This window comes from Vulcanococcus sp. CPBay_Sum15L08_68, from assembly GCF_017855895.1.
In the GTDB taxonomy this organism is placed as follows: Bacteria; Cyanobacteriota; Cyanobacteriia; order PCC-6307; family Cyanobiaceae; genus Vulcanococcus.
On sequence record NZ_JAFMFX010000040.1, the window covers coordinates 1 to 16,135 of the forward strand.

21 protein-coding genes are annotated in these 16,135 nt (G+C 64.6%); 10 read left to right on the forward strand and 11 right to left on the reverse strand.

The window, feature by feature from the left end:
• On the forward strand, nt 1-1,352 hold a 1,352-nt coding region (locus QZ189_RS07575; RefSeq protein ID WP_296421448.1), incomplete at its 5' end, for a chloride channel protein.
• Here QZ189_RS07575 and QZ189_RS07580 read toward each other — a convergent pair.
• The 3 genes from QZ189_RS07580 to QZ189_RS07590 form a co-directional block, all read right to left on the reverse strand.
• Entirely contained in the window at nt 1,333-2,655 is a 1,323-nt protein-coding gene (locus QZ189_RS07580; protein WP_247477529.1) for an NAD(P)/FAD-dependent oxidoreductase, read from the reverse strand. The genes QZ189_RS07575 and QZ189_RS07580 overlap by 20 nt on opposite strands.
• 56 nt (nt 2,656-2,711) lie before the next feature.
• Nucleotides 2,712-3,065, reverse strand: coding sequence for a hypothetical protein (locus QZ189_RS07585; protein ID WP_010315912.1), 354 nt, complete (start codon nt 3,063-3,065; stop codon nt 2,712-2,714).
• A 366-nt stretch (nt 3,066-3,431) separates the two neighbouring features.
• Nucleotides 3,432-3,680, reverse strand: a complete 249-nt coding sequence (locus QZ189_RS07590; protein ID WP_156797844.1) for a hypothetical protein — start codon at nt 3,678-3,680, stop codon at nt 3,432-3,434.
• A gap of 409 nt (nt 3,681-4,089) precedes the next feature.
• Here QZ189_RS07590 and QZ189_RS07595 point away from each other — a divergent pair, with 409 nt between their 5' ends.
• Complete coding sequence (locus QZ189_RS07595; RefSeq protein WP_296416614.1) at nt 4,090-4,950, forward strand: metallophosphoesterase; 861 nt, start codon at nt 4,090-4,092, stop codon at nt 4,948-4,950.
• On the opposite strand, the gene QZ189_RS07600 is transcribed toward QZ189_RS07595, so the two are convergent.
• On the reverse strand, nt 4,947-6,470 hold the full coding sequence (locus tag QZ189_RS07600; protein ID WP_296421450.1) for an iron ABC transporter permease: 1,524 nt from the start codon (nt 6,468-6,470) through the stop codon (nt 4,947-4,949). The genes QZ189_RS07595 and QZ189_RS07600 overlap by 4 nt on opposite strands.
• A 181-nt stretch (nt 6,471-6,651) precedes the next feature.
• Between QZ189_RS07600 and QZ189_RS07605 the strand changes: the two genes are divergently transcribed.
• The 3 genes from QZ189_RS07605 to QZ189_RS07615 all read left to right on the forward strand — a co-directional run bounded on the left by QZ189_RS07605 (nt 6,652) and on the right by QZ189_RS07615 (nt 8,725).
• Nucleotides 6,652-7,662, forward strand: coding sequence for an extracellular solute-binding protein (locus QZ189_RS07605; protein ID WP_296421452.1), 1,011 nt, complete (start codon nt 6,652-6,654; stop codon nt 7,660-7,662).
• A 175-nt stretch (nt 7,663-7,837) separates the two neighbouring features.
• Nucleotides 7,838-8,437, forward strand: coding sequence for a helix-turn-helix domain-containing protein (locus tag QZ189_RS07610; RefSeq protein WP_010315953.1), 600 nt, complete (start codon nt 7,838-7,840; stop codon nt 8,435-8,437).
• Between the two features lie 3 nt (nt 8,438-8,440).
• Nucleotides 8,441-8,725 carry a hypothetical protein gene (locus QZ189_RS07615; protein WP_010315955.1) on the forward strand — a complete coding sequence of 95 codons (285 nt, stop codon included), beginning with the start codon at nt 8,441-8,443 and terminating at the stop codon, nt 8,723-8,725.
• On the opposite strand, the gene QZ189_RS07620 is transcribed toward QZ189_RS07615, so the two are convergent.
• The 5 genes from QZ189_RS07620 to QZ189_RS07640 form a co-directional block, all read right to left on the reverse strand.
• Nucleotides 8,722-9,279 carry a ferritin gene (locus tag QZ189_RS07620; RefSeq protein WP_247477547.1) on the reverse strand — a complete coding sequence of 186 codons (558 nt, stop codon included), beginning with the start codon at nt 9,277-9,279 and terminating at the stop codon, nt 8,722-8,724. The genes QZ189_RS07615 and QZ189_RS07620 overlap by 4 nt on opposite strands.
• A gap of 277 nt (nt 9,280-9,556) precedes the next feature.
• Entirely contained in the window at nt 9,557-10,357 is an 801-nt protein-coding gene (locus QZ189_RS07625) for a sulfite exporter TauE/SafE family protein (RefSeq protein ID WP_010315959.1), read from the reverse strand.
• Nucleotides 10,354-10,875 (reverse strand): rhodanese-like domain-containing protein, encoded by a 522-nt coding sequence (locus QZ189_RS07630; RefSeq protein WP_247477550.1) that lies wholly within the window; start codon nt 10,873-10,875, stop codon nt 10,354-10,356. Before QZ189_RS07630 ends, QZ189_RS07625 begins: the two co-directional genes overlap by 4 nt.
• 17 nt (nt 10,876-10,892) lie before the next feature.
• Complete coding sequence (locus tag QZ189_RS07635; RefSeq protein ID WP_296416620.1) at nt 10,893-12,014, reverse strand: MBL fold metallo-hydrolase; 1,122 nt, start codon at nt 12,012-12,014, stop codon at nt 10,893-10,895.
• Nucleotides 12,015-12,063: 49 nt separating this feature from the next.
• On the reverse strand, nt 12,064-12,669 hold the full coding sequence (locus QZ189_RS07640; RefSeq protein ID WP_010315964.1) for a class I SAM-dependent methyltransferase: 606 nt from the start codon (nt 12,667-12,669) through the stop codon (nt 12,064-12,066).
• Nucleotides 12,670-12,731: 62 nt separating this feature from the next.
• On the opposite strand from QZ189_RS07640, the gene QZ189_RS07645 reads away from it, so the two are divergent.
• Nucleotides 12,732-13,052 carry a metalloregulator ArsR/SmtB family transcription factor gene (locus QZ189_RS07645; RefSeq protein WP_247479920.1) on the forward strand — a complete coding sequence of 107 codons (321 nt, stop codon included), beginning with the start codon at nt 12,732-12,734 and terminating at the stop codon, nt 13,050-13,052.
• Nucleotides 13,053-13,148: 96 nt separating this feature from the next.
• Entirely contained in the window at nt 13,149-13,409 is a 261-nt protein-coding gene (locus tag QZ189_RS07650; protein WP_010315968.1) for a hypothetical protein, read from the forward strand.
• Between the two features lie 3 nt (nt 13,410-13,412).
• Here the strand turns inward: QZ189_RS07650 and QZ189_RS07655 are convergent, their stop codons facing one another.
• Entirely contained in the window at nt 13,413-14,612 is a 1,200-nt protein-coding gene (locus QZ189_RS07655; protein WP_296418572.1) for an NAD(P)-binding protein, read from the reverse strand.
• A 47-nt stretch (nt 14,613-14,659) separates the two neighbouring features.
• Here QZ189_RS07655 and QZ189_RS07660 point away from each other — a divergent pair, with 47 nt between their 5' ends.
• The 3 genes from QZ189_RS07660 to QZ189_RS07670 all read left to right on the forward strand — a co-directional run bounded on the left by QZ189_RS07660 (nt 14,660) and on the right by QZ189_RS07670 (nt 15,865).
• The gene (locus QZ189_RS07660) at nt 14,660-15,160 is read left to right on the forward strand and encodes a hypothetical protein (RefSeq protein ID WP_296416623.1); all 501 of its coding nucleotides are present in this window, start codon (nt 14,660-14,662) and stop codon (nt 15,158-15,160) included.
• 153 nt (nt 15,161-15,313) lie between these two features.
• Nucleotides 15,314-15,439 carry a hypothetical protein gene (locus QZ189_RS07665; RefSeq protein WP_256463392.1) on the forward strand — a complete coding sequence of 42 codons (126 nt, stop codon included), beginning with the start codon at nt 15,314-15,316 and terminating at the stop codon, nt 15,437-15,439.
• A gap of 36 nt (nt 15,440-15,475) precedes the next feature.
• On the forward strand, nt 15,476-15,865 hold the full coding sequence (locus tag QZ189_RS07670) for a hypothetical protein (RefSeq protein ID WP_296416624.1): 390 nt from the start codon (nt 15,476-15,478) through the stop codon (nt 15,863-15,865).
• 74 nt (nt 15,866-15,939) lie between these two features.
• Here QZ189_RS07670 and QZ189_RS07675 read toward each other — a convergent pair.
• On the reverse strand, nt 15,940-16,135 hold a 196-nt coding region (locus QZ189_RS07675; RefSeq protein WP_296421453.1), incomplete at its 5' end, for a hypothetical protein.

Here is a 16,135-nt window from a genome sequence, read left to right on the forward strand (position 1 = left end):
AGGCGATTTCGGCGGCATCATGTGCTCGGTTTGAGAGCACCGCCGTGGTTCTGCGCACCCGCGAGCTGATCCGCAACCTGTTGCAGTTGTCGCTGCTTGGTGTGCTCGTCGGGGTGGCCTGTTGGCCCTTCAACATGCTCGATCGTTGGCAGGACCAACTGCTGGGTCTGCTGCCGGCCTTCAGTGGTGAGGGGTGGACCCCAACCTCCCTTGCCTTGGCCTGTTCGCCGCTGGTGGTGGTGCCGATCCTGCTGTTGTTGCAACGGGGAATCTGGGCCCGGGGCGCCGGCTCGGGTATCCCCCAGACCATGACCAGCATTGAGCATCCAGCCCAAGCCTCGGCGCTGCTGGGCTGGGCACCCAGCCTGCAGCGCTTGGCCCTTTGGGGAATCGCCAGCCTTGCCCTGATCCCGATCGGCCGTGAGGGGCCCGTGGTGCAGGTCGGTGCGTCGGCCGCCCATTTTTTGCGGCGCCGTTTCCCGAATTGGTTCTATGGCTTAGGGCAAGCCGAGCTCTTGGCGGTGGCCGGTGGTGCTGGTTTGGCCGGGGGGTTCGATACGCCGCTGTTGGGTGTGGTGTTTGTGGTGGAGGAGTTCATCAGTGCCTTTTCCTCCACCCTGATCTGGCCTGCCCTGGTCGTCAGTGGGATGGCGGCCTCCTTCAGCAACCTGGCTGGACAGCCGATGTTTGCCTTGGGCACCGTCGGCGTCGAGCCGATGGAATTGCTGCAGGTTCTTTGGGCGCTTCCCGTTGGCCTGCTCGGTGGTTTGGTGGGGGCGGCTTTCGCCCGCCTGTTGCTGGCGGGCACCCGTCGGGGTGTCGCGTTGGCGCGCCGTTATCCGATTCGTTTAGGCCTCGGTGTCGGCGCGTTCCTGTCGCTGTTTCTGCTGGTCAGCGGCGGCACCGGTGGCGGTGACGGCGAGTTGCTGATGGGGCGGCTGCTCTTTGGCTCAGCCGATGGGGTGGAGCTTCCCCATGGGTTATGGACGGATCTGCTCACGCTTCTGCTGCGGATCATTGGTCCGGTTTTGGCCCTCTCCACCGGTATCCCCGGCGGATTGATTGATCCCTCCTTCACCTTTGGCGCGGCCATGGGACAGGTGATCGGCGATCTTGCGGGCTCGCCTCAACTCTTTTTGGCCTTGGGCATGGTGGCTGGACTGTCCGGCGCCACCCAGCTCCCGGTGATGTCAATTCTCTTTGGGATTCGACTGGCGGGAGATCAGCAGTTGCTACCGGGACTGCTGGTGGCTTGCGTGCTGGCCGCCTACGTCAGCCGGCAGTTCGTCGCCAAGCCGATCTACCACGCGCTCCATGCCCTGAGCGGCGAAGCTACGAAGACGTCTCCGTAATCACCAGGGCTGAGCGCTCGCGGGTGGCAATCATCCAGAGCCATTTGGTCAGCAACGTCAACCGACTTTCATTGGCGGGCATGAAGGCCAGGTGCGCGAGGCCCCAGAGGACCCAGCCCAGGGGACCGCTGAGTTTGAGGCCCCGCAGGTTGGCGACCGCAAAGAGTGGTCCGACCACCGCCATGCTGCCGAAGTCGGTGAACGCAAAGGCGGGATTGGGCTGGCTTTGGCACTGGGCCAGGATGTCCTTGGCCACCCAGCCCCCCATCTGCACCGCCGGGCCGGCCATCCCAGGCAGGGGTTTGCCATCGCGGGTATGGCTGTAGCTGCAGAGATCTCCGATCACGCGGATCTCGCCATGCCCTTTGATCGAAAAGTCCGGCTCCACCACGACTCGGCCGCCACGGTCGAGTTCGCAGCCGGTGCGCTCAGCCAGCAGCTTCCCGAGGGGGGAGGCGGCGACACCGGCCGTCCAGCAGATGGTGTTGGCCTCCAGGGTGACTTCGCCATCTTTGGTGGTGATGACGACCTTGCCCTCGCTGATGTCCTTGACACGCCCCCCCAGCAGGAGCTCGACCCCCTTGGCTTTGAGGTGATCGCCAGCCGAGGCTGAGAGCTGCGGATCCATGGCCCGCAGGACTCGATCGCCTGGGTCCACCAGCGTGACCTTGCAGTGGGTGGGATCGATCTGCATGAAATCCCGCTCCAGGGTGTGCCGCATCAGATCGTTGAGGGATGCGGCCAGTTCGCAGCCGGTTGGACCTCCTCCGATCACCACCACGGATTGCAGCCACTTGCGGCGTTCTGGGTCGGGGGTTTGCTCGGCCTCCTCGAGGGAGTTCAAGACTTTGCGGCGGATGGCGTAGGCATCCTCCAGGGTCTTCATCGGAATGGCCTCGCTGCGCCATTCGTCATGGCCGAAGTAGCTGCTGGTCGCTCCTGCGGCCAGAACGAGATGGTCGTAGCGGTAGCGGCGGTTGTTGAAGACCACCTCCTTGTCCTTGGTATTGATGTCATCCACTTCCCCCATCAGGATCTGGATGTTTTCGGATTCCCCCAACATCACCCGCAGGGGGGAGGCCACATCGGTTTGGGAGACCAGGCCAGAAGCCACCTGATAAAGCAGGGGCTGGAACAGGTTGAAGTTGCGCCTGTCGATCAGGGTGACGCGAACGGTCTTCCCCGCCAGGACATGGGCCGCCCGCAGCCCGGCAAACCCACCGCCCACGATCACCACATGGGGTGCGGATCTGAGCAATTCAGACGGAGGGGTCAGCTCGAGAAAAAAGCGTTCGGGAGCCATCGGCCAGCGGGTGCTGACTTCAAACTATCCACGGTTTTCAAAGCTGGCTTTAGCGCCTAGAGACCCAGCCGGACTTTCACAGACCCTTCGGGTTGAACTTGAACCTCCATCGGTTTCTCTTCTCCCACGCGGACCTGCATCGGTTTTTTCTCGCTGATCTCGACGTTGATCGGTTTGGGATGACTCATCCTGAGCTGAATCGGCACAGTCTCCCTCATGCGGACCAGCACCGGCTTCTCCATGACGAGGTCATGTTGCAAGGTCCCCCCGACGGTCACCGGCTTGCTGAAGCTCACCTCCAAGCGGAGTTGAATCGGGTGCCGGCTGCTTCGTGCCAGCAGCACAAAACCCATGGCCCCAAGCAGGAGCACGGTGACCGGCCAACGGAGATCGAGCCAACGCTTATCCATGGCTTGAGTTAAGCCTGATTGGACGATTGGCGCTCAACGTTGTCCCAATAAGTCATCCCAGCTCGGAGGGCAGTTTGGTCTGGGGCTGGCCTGTGGCCGCTGCTGATGACGGCTGGTGTCGACGCTTTTGTTTGGCTGCTTTGTCTGGCTTGCGGATGTGTTCTCTGGCCGCAGCTTGGAATGTGTGTGTGGCATGAACTGAATCTGGAATGGGATATGAACGCACGCAGCTTTTGCTGTGACCTCAAGATAGTCCTGATGACTTGGATCAACCACTGGCTGATGGCAATCCAGCCCGTTCTCATCCTTGCGGGCGGTTAGTCCTTCAATACATCGACTGCAGTCTCAATCTCCACAAAGTTGCCATCAATGCGAATGCTTTTCCAGGTATTCGAAAACTGCTTGGTAGTGGGCTGTCGTCCAGGACTTGCGACCTTGCATCGCTTCTGCAAATTCGGTCGCCTCGATCTGCCGCTCACGCTCGCGTCTTGATCGTTCGTCCAGTTTTCGCCAGGTTGACTCTCTCATCAGATCTTGGCCGCGGCGGGTTGGATTGGATCCACCGACGATGTCCTCCGCTTCAGCAAACTCCCCTTCCTTGAGTGCAGCGGCCATGCCCAGCACCACTGCATCAGCCCTCAGCGCAACCGTTGCAGCGAAACCCTGCGCTCACCCCTGGCTCACTGATCACTGGGAGCTTGCGTTTCCAAGAGCAGACTCTTCTATCTGCAACGGTTGTTTCTTGGTTGCGACGGGGCACCCCCAAGTCGTCTTGGAGCGCTGCTGGAAGGGTTGATCCAGCTGGATTAGCTCATAGGACCAGTGACAACTCAGGGCGGCCAAGAGGCTTTGGCGATCTCCAAAGATCCGGAGCATGTTGTTTGTGTCGCTCCGCCAAGGCTGGCCCCAGCTGAGGACGGTGCTGCGGCAAAGGATGCGACGGGGTGCGCCAAAAAGCACAGCCGGCGGTAGCGGCCGGCGGCCTGATTGCGTCAACCTGGGGAGACCTTGCTCGATCCCAGCCATGCACCGTCGCGCGCTGCTGCTGCTCATGGCTGGAGCGGCCACGGCCACCGTTGCTGCTGGACACAGTTGGGCCCAGGTGGCGAGTCCACCTCCCCTGAGCACCACCCGCTTTTTAGCGGTGGGCGATGTGGGCAGCGGCAACGTCCATCAGCGGGCCGTTGGGACCCAAATGGCTGCGGTGCATCGCCGGAAGCCCGTGGACCTGGTGCTGCTGGCTGGGGACAACATCTACCCCTCAGGAGACATCCGCAAGGTTCAGTCGACGTTCCTGACTCCCTACGCCGAGTTGCTGGCCGCCAAGGTCCCCTTCCACGCAGTCCTGGGCAACCACGACATCCGCACGGCCAATGGCGATCCCCAGGTGGCCTACAAGCCCTATGGCATGAAGGGGCGCTTCTACAGCGTCCGCCGCGGCGAGGTCGAATTTTTCATGCTGGACACCAACGGCAATGCGCCCTGGACGTCCCAGTTGTCCTGGCTGCGCTCCGCCTTGGCCAAGAGCCAGGCCCCCTGGAAAGTGGTGGTGGGCCATCACCCGATCTACTCCTCCGGTCTCTACGGCAACAACCCCGGCCTACGGGGCAAGTTGAGCTCCTTGATGCAGCGCCATGGGGTGCAGCTCTACATCAATGGCCATGAACACCACTACGAGCGCAGCAAGCCGATCGACGGCATCACCTACCTGATCGTTGGAGGCGGAGGGGCCTATCTCCGCCCCGTGATCGCCAAGCCGCAATCGGCGAAGGCCGTGAGCGTTTACAGCTTTGCGGAACTGGAGGCTGGGCCCAACAGCCTGACCGTGCGGGCTTGGGATCGTGACGGAAAGCTGATCGATCAGGGCGTGGTCGCTCGCCGCTAGCGCTGCTCCAGTCGATCCAGGCTCGGGATCAAGGCGGCGGCGGCGATCAGGCCCATGCTCAAGATCAGCAGGGCTGGGATCAGGGCCGCCCCGACTCGCTCATCGCTGGCGTACTGATAGACGCGAACGGCCAGGGTGTCGAAGTCAAAGGGCCTGAGCGCAAAGGTCAGCGGCAGTTCCTTCACTGTGTCGACAAAGACCAGCAGGCTCCCCATCAGCAGCGGTCCCCGCAGCAGGGGGAGATGGATGCGCTGCAGCACGCCCCCCCAGCTCTGGCCCAGGGAGGTGGCGGCCTCATCGATGCTCGGGGGAATGCGCTCCAGGGCCGCGTCGAGGCCGCCTTTGGAGACCGCTAGGAAGCGATCGACGTAGCCCCAGACCAGCAGCAGCAGAGGGGCCAGGGCCAAGGGGCCACCGATCAGCATCAGGGCGAGGGCCAGAACGGTGCCCGGAATGGCGTAGCCCAGGCCAGCGGCAAAGCTCAGGCGCCGAATGCCGGCATTGGGAATCCAGCGCTTGGCAATGGAGAGCACCAGGCTGACGAGCACCGTTAGGACAGCGGCCACCAGGGCCAGGCCAAAGGAACGCAGACCCAGCTCCAGCAGTTCCGCGCTGTCTTCGCTCTGGAGCTGGTCCCAACTCAGCAGGGCCCAAACCAAGGGCAGGCCAAGGCTCAGCAGGGGAGGGGCCAGGCAAAACAATTGACTGAGCCAGCGCTGATGCCCCTGAAGCCGCCAGCGCTGTTCGGGCTCGCCGCCGCCGCTGATGGTCCAGCAGCGGCTACGGCGCCGCAGGGTGCGCTCCGCTCCAACCAGGAGGCCCACGATCACCAGGGCCATCAGGGCCAGAGCGACAGCGGCTTGGGGATCCCCCTCTTGCTGCCAGCGCATCAGGATCCCGGAGGAGAGGGTCGGGACCCCGAGCAGTTGCACGGCTCCCAGCTCGTTCACCACCTCCATGCCCGTGAGCGCCACCCCGGCTCCAATCGAGGGCAGGGCCATGGGCAGGGCTACGCGCCAAAAGCTGCCCCAGGGGCCGACTCCGAGGCTGCGGCAGGCCTCTAGCTGCCGCTTGCCACTGACCGAGAAGCTCTCGGTCGAGAGCAGGAAGACATAGCTGTAGGTGCTCAGCACCATCACCGCCAGGGTGGGGTTGAAGCCATAGATGCGCTGGCCAAAGCGACTGCCCAGGTCGATCAAGGTGGCCGCCAGTAGATAGCTCGGCGTGGCCAGGGGCAGAAGCTGCGCCACCCGCAGCCAGCGGCGTCCGGGGAACTCACAGCGGGCCGTCAGCCAGCCCGTTCCGGTGCCCAGTGCGGCGGCCAGCGCCCCGACCAGGAGCACCAGGGCCAGGGTGTTGCGCACCTGAACCGGACCTTCATCGCCAAGGCCCCAACTCTCGATGCCGCCGCCGCTGAGGGCAAACCAGGTCAGACCCAGGACCGGGGCGAGGGCTGCTGCACAAACCAGCAGGACCCCGGCGCCCAGCAGGCTTCGCTGTGGCAGTTGTCCCCGTGCCAATGCTTTGCCTGAGGCTGCGGCGCAAAGCCTACGGGGCAGGGATGTAATGAATGTCACAGACGCGGGTGGCCAATGATCAACCCCTCTCCAGAAGGGATCGGGCCTGGGCATAGTTCCGCCAGTGCTACTTGATCCGGTCTTGGCGTTTCAGCGTCTTCGTTCCTGCATCGCACCTGAGCGCTTGGCAGCGGCTGCCCTGCTCGGCGTCACGGCTGGGGCGGCTGTTCTGACTTCCCTGGCGAAGGCCAACAGTCAGGAAATTGGCGTCTATTCCGGCCGCCACTACAACACCGACAAGGCGCTCTACAAGCAATTCACCCAGAAGACGGGGATCAAGGTCCGCTTGCTCGAGGCCAAGGATGACGCCTTGATCGAGCGCATCAAACGCGAAGGGGCCAACAGCCCAGCCGATGTTCTGGTGCTGGCCGATGCGGCGCGTCTGGACAAGGCTGCGGACGCGGGGCTGTTTCGCCCCAGTCGCTCCGCCTCGCTCAGCCGCGATGTCCCCGCGAACCTGCGGGACTCCAAGGGCCTTTGGTTTGGCCTGACGCGGCGGGTTCGCGTTGTGGTGGTGAACCCCAAGGCGGTGAACCCGGGCAGCATTCGCACCTATGCCGATCTGGCGAATCCGGCCCTGAAAGGCCAGCTGTGCCTGCGCAACAGCAAGAGCGTCTACAACCAATCGCTGGTCGCTGACCAGATGATCCTGCGCGGCGATCAACAGGCCGCGACATGGGTGAAGGGCATGACCGCCAACGTGACGCAGCCCTACTTCAGTTCCGACACCCCCCTGATTCGCGCCGTCGCCAATGGTCAGTGCGGCGTTGGTCTGGTCAACTCCTATTACGTCGCCCGGATGCTGGCTGGCGGTAACGGCTCGTCCGACCAGCAGTTGGCCAATCGGGTCAAGGTCCTCTTCCCCAATCCCGCCCACGTGAACATCACCGGTGCCGGGGTGGTCAAAACCGCGAAGAACCCTGAGGCGGCGCTGAAGCTGATCGAGTTCTTGGCGTCACCTAGTGGAGGTCGCGGTTACGCCGAAGCCAACAACGAATATCCGCTGCGGGGCTTTGGCAATAACGCGGTGCTCAAGCGCCTGGGAACCTTCAAGGCCGATGGGGTCTCGGCCCAGCAGATGGGTGCCAAGAACAAGGCGGCGGTGGCCTTGATGCAGTCCAGCGGTTGGCGCTGACGCCCTGGCGCAAGCCTGCAAGGACCCCGGCCAGCCGCCCTGCGCGGCTGGCTTTTTTGTTGCGCCGGTCCGCGCTCCATTTGCAGCTAGAAACTGCTATTGAGAATCGCTTGCAAAAGGAGGGGTTTCTTGTTTATCTTGCGACGCATTCGCAACTAGCCCGTTTTCGGGGGTCATGTCCTTCCGCTTTCTCCCTGACGCCCCTGCCAGTGCCGTGCGGATGCCGGTCGGGCAAACCGTCTTGCTCGATCCTGCTTTGCATACCGGTGGCAGCTGCATCGAGGTGCTCGAGGGCATGGCTCGCGTCTATTGCCCCTGTGAGGAGACCGAGGGGATGACCCTGGCCTTCCTCCAGCCCGGCGATCAGCTCCGCACCGATCGGCTCTGCAGTGAGGGTGTGTGCGTGGAGGCCTTGACTCCGTTGGTCTTCAGCAGCGATGCCAAGGCTGTGGGGGCTGGCGGCTTTGACCCGGTCAATGAGTGGACCCTGCAGCTGCTGCGCATTCGCCACCTGGGCACGGCTGAGCAGCGGTTGCATGCTCTCTTGAGCCTCTTGGTCCATCGCCTGGGTCGCCGCTGCGGCGATTGGTGCGATCTCCCTTTCCGCCTGACCCATGACCGGATCGGTGAGTTGATCGGTGCGACCCGGGTGACCACCACCCGGATGATCTCGAAGTTCCGTCAGGCCGAGCTGCTGGAGGCGCCATTGGGTGAGGCTGGCTTCCGTCTGGCTCCAGCCCTGGTGGATTCCGCTCCTCTGGCTGGGGGGTTCTGATCGATGCAGTGCCCTTGTGAGGCCAGCGTCTCGGTGGATGCCCTGGGCTGTCTCTGCCGGGAGGCGGAAGGGTTGCGGTCGCGTTTGGTTCGCATCGATGCAGACCAGGCGCGCTGTCAAAACCCTGCTCTGTGCCGGCGCTTGCAGCGGGAATCGGAGCAGCTGTTTTTGCGCCTGGCTGAGCTCAGGCGACTGGGCCAGTGGCTGCAGTCCGCGCCCGTGGCGGTTGATCGCTTGACGCTGTCGCTGTTTCAGGAGCTCTGCAGGCGGCCCCTGCCCAGTTCTTAGGCGACGGAGGCCGGTGCGCTTTGGCCGGCGGTCAGTTCTCCGTCGATCACCAGCAGGGCGGCTGGGTCGGAATGGGAGAAGCTGATGCGATCCAGCAGATGTGCGGCTTGGTTTTCTGAGTCGATCTGGCTCTGCACGAGGGGATCGAGGAAGACGGTCGTGCGCACATCGCCGCTGCGCTCGGCCATGGCATAGAGCTGATGCAGGGAGGTGGTGACCTCGGCCTCCATCTGGAAGATGCCTTGGAAGACCTCTTCGACGCTGGTCCAGCTCTGGCGCGGTGCTGTCAGGGGTTCCAGCGTGACCGCCTGGCCCCGGGCAATCAGGTAATCCGCGAACAGGCCGGCGTGGTGCTGCTCCTCGCTGGACTCCTGTTTCAAGAAGCTGCTGAAGCCCCGCAGCCCGCGTTCGGCGAACCAGATGGCCAGGGCCCAGTAGGCCGCGCTGGCCTGGCGCTCCATGGTCAGGTGCTCCTGAAGGGCCCCGAGTAGATCGGGGGCCATTGGTTGGGCCACGGCCCGCCCGGCGGGGCCGCGGGCGATCGATTGAGTCATGGCCTGCCGTGGGGAGTTGGCCGCAAGCTACGGGCTCTGCTGGGCCGGCGCAAATCAATGCTGACAATCAACTCGCTTGCGCAAAAGAGAATCGATTGCAATAAGATGACTGCATTGCGATCCTGCCCGGTTCGACCCTGATGGCCCCATCCACTGGCCCCTCCTCGGATCTGCCTGTCCAGCCTGAGGGCAGGCTCCAGGCCTGCGCCAAAAAGAAGGGCTGCAAGCAGAAGAAGTGCTCGAAGTGGAAGGGCGGTAAGTGTCGCTGCGGCCGGGACTAGGTCCCTGGACGGATCAGGTCGGCCCGAGGGGATACGGATGCAGCGGGTGCCTGACGTTTCCAGGCCTCTGCGCCGGTCAGGACGGCTGAGGCAATCAGTAATAAGGAGAAGCCCCGCCGTAGATGGCGATCGCTGAGGTGAGGAGCCAGCCATTGGCCGGCTACCGCGCCCGCGGCTCCGCCAGCTAGCAGCGGAAGAAGAAGAGGAAGGCTGGCCTGCGGCCAGTGGCCCAGGGCAGCCAAGGCCACCAACGCATTGACGGCGATCAGCAGCAGGCTGGTACCGCTGGCGAGGGCCATCGGTAGACCGGCCAACAGCACCAGGGCCGGAACGATGGCGAACCCTCCGCCGACGCCGGCGATGCCCGTCAGCAGACCCACCAACAGACCCTGCGGCAGCAGCAGAGCTTCGGACGCCGCGCGGCCGCCTGCCGGGGCTGGACGTAGGAGCAGCCAGGAGGCCAGGACGGCGGCGGCGGCAAAGACGCTGAGTTGAACCGCCTCAGGGATCAGTCCGGCCTTGACCCAGCTCCCGCCGATCCAGCTGCCGGCGAGGGCCGGGAGTCCCAGCAGTAGGGCGGGCCTGGGCGCGAACTGGCCGCGGCGGAGGTAGGGCCCCAGGTTGGCCAGCGCCAGGATCATCACGACGATCAAGGAGAGCGGCACGGCCTCCTTGGTCGGCAGAGCGGCGCCGCTGACCAAGAGAGGCAGCAGCAGGATGGAGCCCCCTGCCCCGAGGACGGAGAGCAGAAAGCCGATCAGGCCGCCCCCCAGTCCCAGCAGGATCAGGCTGATCACAGGGAGACCCGGTTCCAGGGCATGACGGCCAGCAGGCGGGCCATGCCACAGAAGCCGCTGACGCCGGCAAAGGTCAGGCCAGCGCCAACGAACCAGGTCAGCGCAATCCAGCCGGGGGCGACGGTGTTGCTGAGGATCAGGCCCAGCAGCACCAGTGAACCGGCGGCAATTTGCACCTGACGCATCAGGGGCAGGGGTGCGTTTTTGAGTTTGCGCACGGGGAAGCCGGCCCCCTGCCAGGTGGGGAGTCCCCCCTGCAGCTCACTGAGCGGGTGGGGGTGCCCCTGGGCCATGAGTTGCCCGAGGGCGCGGTTGCTGCGGTTGCCGCTTTGGCAGACCAGCACCAGGGGGCCCTGGGGAAGATCCGCCTGCAGCAGGCGGTTGAGCGGCACGTTCAGGCTGCCGGCGATGTGACCGCTGGCGAACTCCATCGGTTCACGCACATCAATCACGCTGATGCGCTTGGCGGCGAGTTGATCGGCCAGGTCGTGGGCGCTGATCGGTTGGGTGTGGGTCATGGGAGTGGGTGGGGTGATTAGTGGTGGATGGAGCCCACGAGTGGGTAGCCCTCATCGCTCCAGCGCAGGAGCCCGCCGCGCAGATTCGCGACGCGATCGAAGCCGGCCTTCAGGAGCTGTTGGGTGGCCAAGGCGGATCGGCTCCCCGCATGGCAGACCACAACGAGGGGACGGTCGCTGGGTAGCTCTGCTTGGCGCTGCTCCAGGTCCTGCAGGGGAATGTGCAGGCTGGTTTCGATCCGGCCATCGGGGCCCTCGACTTCGTCCTCCGAGCGGACATCCAGCACGGTCACCGCGTTGCGATGTTCCGCCAGCCAGCTGGGGGGCAGCTCGGGGAGCCCTGCGAAGCTGCGCTGAACCGGTGCCCAGTGCTGAGCGGGTTGCTCGTCGCGGGGCTGACCCGAGCGCATGTTCCCGGGAAGGGCGATGGCGATCTTGCCCGGGTGGGGCAGCTTCATGTTGGTCATGTGACCCACGAAGTCCCGTTCATCGGCACCACCGCCGAGGCGCGCGTTGAAGGCTTTCTCCTCGGCCACTGAGGTGAGGGTTCGGCCGGTGTAGTCGTGGCCTGGGTAGAGCAGGCAGCTGTTGGGCAGGCTGAAGATCTGCTCGGTGATGGAGCGCCAGAGGGTGTGGGGGTCACCCTGCTGGAAGTCGCAGCGCCCGCAGCCGCGAACCAAGAGGGCGTCGCCGGTGAAGGCGGCGGATTGGTCGTCCAGGACGTAGGTGACACACCCATCGGTATGCCCCGGGGTGCTGCGCACCTGCAGGTGGCGGCTGCCAAAGGCCACGTGGTCCCCGTGCTCGAGGGGCAGGGTGACGTTTTGGGCGCGGGCGGACTGGGCGAGGCCAATGGCGCAGCCGGTGGCTTGCTGCATCAGCCAGCTGCCGGTGACGTGATCCGCGTGGGCGTGGGTATCGAGGCTGGCGACCAGCTGGATTCCCAGCTCGCGAATGAAGGAGAGATCTCGGTCGTGTTGTTCAAACACCGGATCGATGATCACGCCCTCGCCGGAGGTGACATCGGCCAGCAGATAGGTGTAGGTCCCCGTTGTCGCGTCGAAGAGTTGGCGATGCAGCAGGGGTTGCCCACCGGCTGCATCAGAGAGCGCGACCGGGGAGGGCGCGATGGAGGCCATGGACTCCGCTTCAGGCTTGTATGACTATACACGCATAAAGCCTTTGTGATCACGCGCCCCGTTTTTGGCCAAAGGCCTGAACCACGGCGCTCTGCCCCTGGTGGAGCGGGCCTTCCTCGATCCAGCGTTCGGTTTCCTGGAGCTCGAGCCAGGTCAGTCCTTGGAGTTCCGCTTCCAGCTGCGCCGCTGTGATCAGCAGCTCCGGGTTGGGCGGCCCGCCGGTTCCTCGGTTGAGTTGCGCCGGGTTGTAGGCCTCAAGGATCAGGTGCCCTCCAGGTTTGAGCGCTGCAACGGCGCGCCGGTGCACCAGGGCCCGGAGTTCGGGTTCGAGGTGCATCCAGATGGCGACGATCAGGTCGACGCTCTCGGGCTCGGGGCTGAAGTCGCGCAGGTCCCCGCAGCGGCAGTGCAGCGTCACTCCCTGGGTCTCGGCGAGCTGTTGGGCCATTTCCAGGCCGACGGGGCTGAGGTCTTGGGCGGTGACGCGGTGCCCCTGTTTGGCCAGGTGGACGGCGTTTCGCCCTCCCCCTTCCGCCAGGCAGAGGGCGTCTCCAGGGGAGAGGGAGGCCGCCTTGGCTCTCAGGAAGTCGTTGGGCTCGGTGCCGTAGGCGTAGTGGCTCTCGCGGAAGCGCTGATCCCAGAACTCCTGATTCATTGGCGAGGCCAGGCATAATGCGTTTATCGTCATACAGCATTGCAATGGGCGCCGCAGGTGCAATGCCCTCCCAGGAGTTGCTGGAGGAGTACAGCCAGTTCTTTCGGCTGCTGAGTGAGCCGGCGCGGCTTCAGCTGCTCTGCCATCTCAAGCAGGGGCCCATTGATGTCGCGGCCTTGATTGAGGCCACCGGTTTTTCCCAGTCCCACATCAGCCGGCAGCTCGGTCAGTTGCAGCGCGCGGGTCTGGTCCGCTGTGAGCGTGAGGGGACTCGAACGATCTGGCAGGCGGAGGGCGATTTGGTCGATGACCTGTGCGCCTTGGTTCAAAACCGTCTCAAGCAACGACTTCAGGCCCAGCTGGATCAGCTCCAGTCGGCCTGAGAGTTGCGTTTTCTGTTCTCAATGCTTAAGCGCCCCTTGATTTCTGTTTGATCAGCGGTAATCGGCGTAGGTTGGTTTTCTTCGGTTAAAGGGGCGATGCAGGTCACGCACCGGTCTGAGGACAACGTCCAGATCACGATGAGCCGCGAAGAAGTGGCGATGCTTGTCGATCTCTGCCACGCGGCAGCCTTCTCAGACTTGCTGCCGCAGCGGCGTGAGTCCCAGGTTCGGGTTCAGCGTTTCGTCTGGGATGTGCAGAACACCCTGTTTGATGCCGCCCAGTCGGTCTGGCAGGCCAAGCGTCACCTGACCATGCCGGTGAGCTCCGCGCGCCGCCGCTCGTCCGTCGCGGCCTAAGCCCTAGAGCTGCTTCATCAGTTGTGTGGCCAGGTCTTCGGCACTCAATAGAGCGCCCTCGATCCGGCCAAAGCCGTCCCCAGCGAGGCTGTCCCCGCAGAAGCCGATGGCACTTTCCGGGCAGCAGCTGTGGCCGGGGTCCAGTCCTGGAGCCAGCGGGAAGGCGGCTCCCCAACGCATCAGTTGCCTTGGTGCGTCACCCAGGGTTTGTCCGCTGAGATCCGTCAGGGCCTGGGTCAGGGCATCCAGCACCCGCTTCTCATCCGAGGGATCCGGCTTGGCGCCGAGCAGTTGAGCGGCCGATGAGCGCGATCCGTAGACATGGAGATGGGCCGCGGCGAAGGCGGGACTGGATTCAGCGACCACGGCACAGCGCCCGCCGGCCAGGGGTTGGATGCTGATGCGTCGCAGTCCCCAACGCTCCTGGGCCGAGGGGGTGCATTGCAGAACTTGCCAGGGCAGTGCCAACCAGGCGCTGGCCTGCTCCGGCGGAAGGGTTAGCAACAGATTGCAGCTGGCCTGGCCCTCGATCGAAGCCAGCTGGGCCTGCGCAGCGTTGAGCTGGGGATCAGCCAGGCTTTCGGCTGCTTGCTCTAGCGGAATACCGTCCCAGCCAAAGACCTGCTGACAGCGGGGATGGGCCAGCAGTGTTCCGCTGAGGACCAGCCAGCGGGCCTCGACCAAGGCTTCCCCGCTGCTGTTTTCCAAAGTCCAGCGCAGACCGGTTTTGGAGCGTTCGGGCCTCAGGTGGCGCACAAGGGTTCCAAAGCGCCTGCTCAGGACTCCGCCCTCTGCCTCGGCCAGCTCCAGCAGTCCAGCGGCGAGGGCATCCATTCCTCCGCGGCCCTGCCAGAGCTGCCCGTCGCTGAAGCCATCGTCAATGGCAGGGCCCAGTGACCGTTGCCCATCGAGGCTCTGAATGGATCCGCGGAAGGGGCTGATGACCTCCCGTTGCTCGAGTGCCTGAAGCAGCTCTGGCGGCGTCTGGGCTCGGATGTTGAAGAGCGGGGCCCCATGGTTGATCCGTAGGTCCGGGTCTTGGCGCGAGTAGCGGGTGGCCGCTCGGCCCCCGGGACCGCGCCCGATTTCCAGGAGTTCGATGGATCCGCGCCAGCCGCGCCGGCGCAGCGAGGCCGCCAGCGCACAGCCCGAGACTCCTGCGCCGACGATGGCGAGATCAGTGCGCGGGAGCGAGGAGGGCAACGGAATCGACCAGAGCCTGACCATGCTGGGTCTTTGCTTGGGCTGTCGTGGCGGAAGGGATTGATCAATCCATCACGGCCGAGGCGTTGCTTGCCCTCGAGGGGCGAGCCCGATCGGAGGGAACGGGCCTTCAGGCCGCTGATCTGGTCGGTTGCTGGCAGTTGGAGCAGGTCTGGCCGAAGGGGCGACTCCAGGCGTCCCAGTTCTCAGGGGTGCTGTTGCGGGGACTGGCGGCTCAGCTGGAGATCCGTGAGGAGGCCGGCGCGTTGCAGCTGCGCAACAGCGTGCGGCTGGGCGCCGTTGAACTGTTTTTTGAAGGTCCTGGAGCCCTCAAGGGGCGCCGTCCTCTGCTGCAGTTCCAATTTCTGCGGATGGGTTTGAGGGTCGCTGGGCGGCAGTGGTGGGAGCGTGCCTTGCCGGCTCCGGCTCCCCAGCGGACGCCGTTCTTTGCCTTGATTGGCCGCGATGCCTCCGGTTGGCTAGCGGCCCGAGGGCGTGGGGGTGGCCTGGCCCAGTGGCGGCTTCCTGGTCAACATGGGCTGAGTTGAACGGTCCTTGGCTCGATGGGGTGCCCCCGCTGCGGCAGTTGGTCGGTGAAATCCGACCGAAGCTTGGGAGGCCGGATGGTCTGCGGGAGGTGTGGCACGCCCCTCGATGGCGTCGCCCAGCGGGGACGGGGGCCAATGCCCAGGCTCTCGGGCATGTCCCGTCAACCCTGGCGCGTTGGCTTGATCGCCCTGGTTGCCTTGGCGGCGTTCTTCGCCGCCTGGAATCCCCGCGCTCCGATCCAGCAGCAACGCACTCCGGCTTCCCAGGGGTTCCTCTGACCGGGCAGGGTGGAGGCGCTGTCGCTTCTGCGTCTCATGGCTGATGCCCCCTATTTGATCGTTCTGGCTTTGCTGGAGCAGGGCGGGCAGAGAGCGATGCCTCTGCAGGGCAAGTCGCTGCGCGAGGCCCTGCCCGCTGGGGCTGATCCCGGCGAGGTCGGACGTGAGCAGGCGCTGGATCTCTTGGTTCGGGTCTGGCAGCGCAGTGACCAGGGCGAGTTGCGTCGCGCCGCGGGAGAACAGAGTTTGCTGTTGGTCACGGTTCCGATTGAGTCCCTGCAGGATCAGCTCCCGGCGTTGAAGGCTCAATGGCTCAACGACGGAGACACGGCGGCCCTGCTCGCCGCACTGCAGGATCTCGGCAGTGGTCTTTGGTCGCTGACCATGGAGCACCGTCAGCCTTTGGCCTACCAGGCGCTGGCCTGAACAAAAGCCTGAGTTGACGCAAGAGAAAGCCCCCAGACCGCGTAGCGGCTGGGGGCTTTTGTGTGGGTTGGCTTTTAGAGGCCGAGCCCGCCGAGCGGTTGGATGCGCTGGAGGGGGATGGTCCTGTTGACCTTGAGGTTGGAGGACTGGCCGAGGCCCTTGATGGTGCGGTTTTTGATGGTGGAGAGACCGCGGAGGCGATCACCGCTGATGGAGGGAGATTGCTTGCCGGGGAAGCCAGGGATGCCGGGCCGTTTGGGGTAGACGGTG

Bases quoted from the DNA above. Each gene is read 5' to 3' on its own strand.
- QZ189_RS07620 (WP_247477547.1), bottom strand. From the start codon at position 9,279: ATGACTCAATCGATCGCCCGCGGCCCCGCCGGGCGGGCCGTGGCCCAA.
- QZ189_RS07645 (WP_247479920.1), top strand. From the start codon at position 12,732: ATGCCCTCCCAGGAGTTGCTGGAGGAGTACAGCCAGTTCTTTCGGCTG.
- QZ189_RS07640 (WP_010315964.1), bottom strand. From the start codon at position 12,669: ATGAATCAGGAGTTCTGGGATCAGCGCTTCCGCGAGAGCCACTACGCC.
- QZ189_RS07610 (WP_010315953.1), top strand. From the start codon at position 7,838: ATGTCCTTCCGCTTTCTCCCTGACGCCCCTGCCAGTGCCGTGCGGATG.
- QZ189_RS07650 (WP_010315968.1), top strand. From the start codon at position 13,149: ATGCAGGTCACGCACCGGTCTGAGGACAACGTCCAGATCACGATGAGC.
- QZ189_RS07615 (WP_010315955.1), top strand. From the start codon at position 8,441: ATGCAGTGCCCTTGTGAGGCCAGCGTCTCGGTGGATGCCCTGGGCTGT.
- QZ189_RS07635 (WP_296416620.1), bottom strand. From the start codon at position 12,014: ATGGCCTCCATCGCGCCCTCCCCGGTCGCGCTCTCTGATGCAGCCGGT.
- QZ189_RS07580 (WP_247477529.1), bottom strand. From the start codon at position 2,655: ATGGCTCCCGAACGCTTTTTTCTCGAGCTGACCCCTCCGTCTGAATTG.
- QZ189_RS07630 (WP_247477550.1), bottom strand. From the start codon at position 10,875: ATGACCCACACCCAACCGATCAGCGCCCACGACCTGGCCGATCAACTC.
- QZ189_RS07670 (WP_296416624.1), top strand. From the start codon at position 15,476: ATGGCTGATGCCCCCTATTTGATCGTTCTGGCTTTGCTGGAGCAGGGC.
- QZ189_RS07665 (WP_256463392.1), top strand. From the start codon at position 15,314: ATGTCCCGTCAACCCTGGCGCGTTGGCTTGATCGCCCTGGTTGCCTTG.
- QZ189_RS07590 (WP_156797844.1), bottom strand. From the start codon at position 3,680: ATGGCCGCTGCACTCAAGGAAGGGGAGTTTGCTGAAGCGGAGGACATC.
- QZ189_RS07585 (WP_010315912.1), bottom strand. From the start codon at position 3,065: ATGGATAAGCGTTGGCTCGATCTCCGTTGGCCGGTCACCGTGCTCCTG.
- QZ189_RS07595 (WP_296416614.1), top strand. From the start codon at position 4,090: ATGCACCGTCGCGCGCTGCTGCTGCTCATGGCTGGAGCGGCCACGGCC.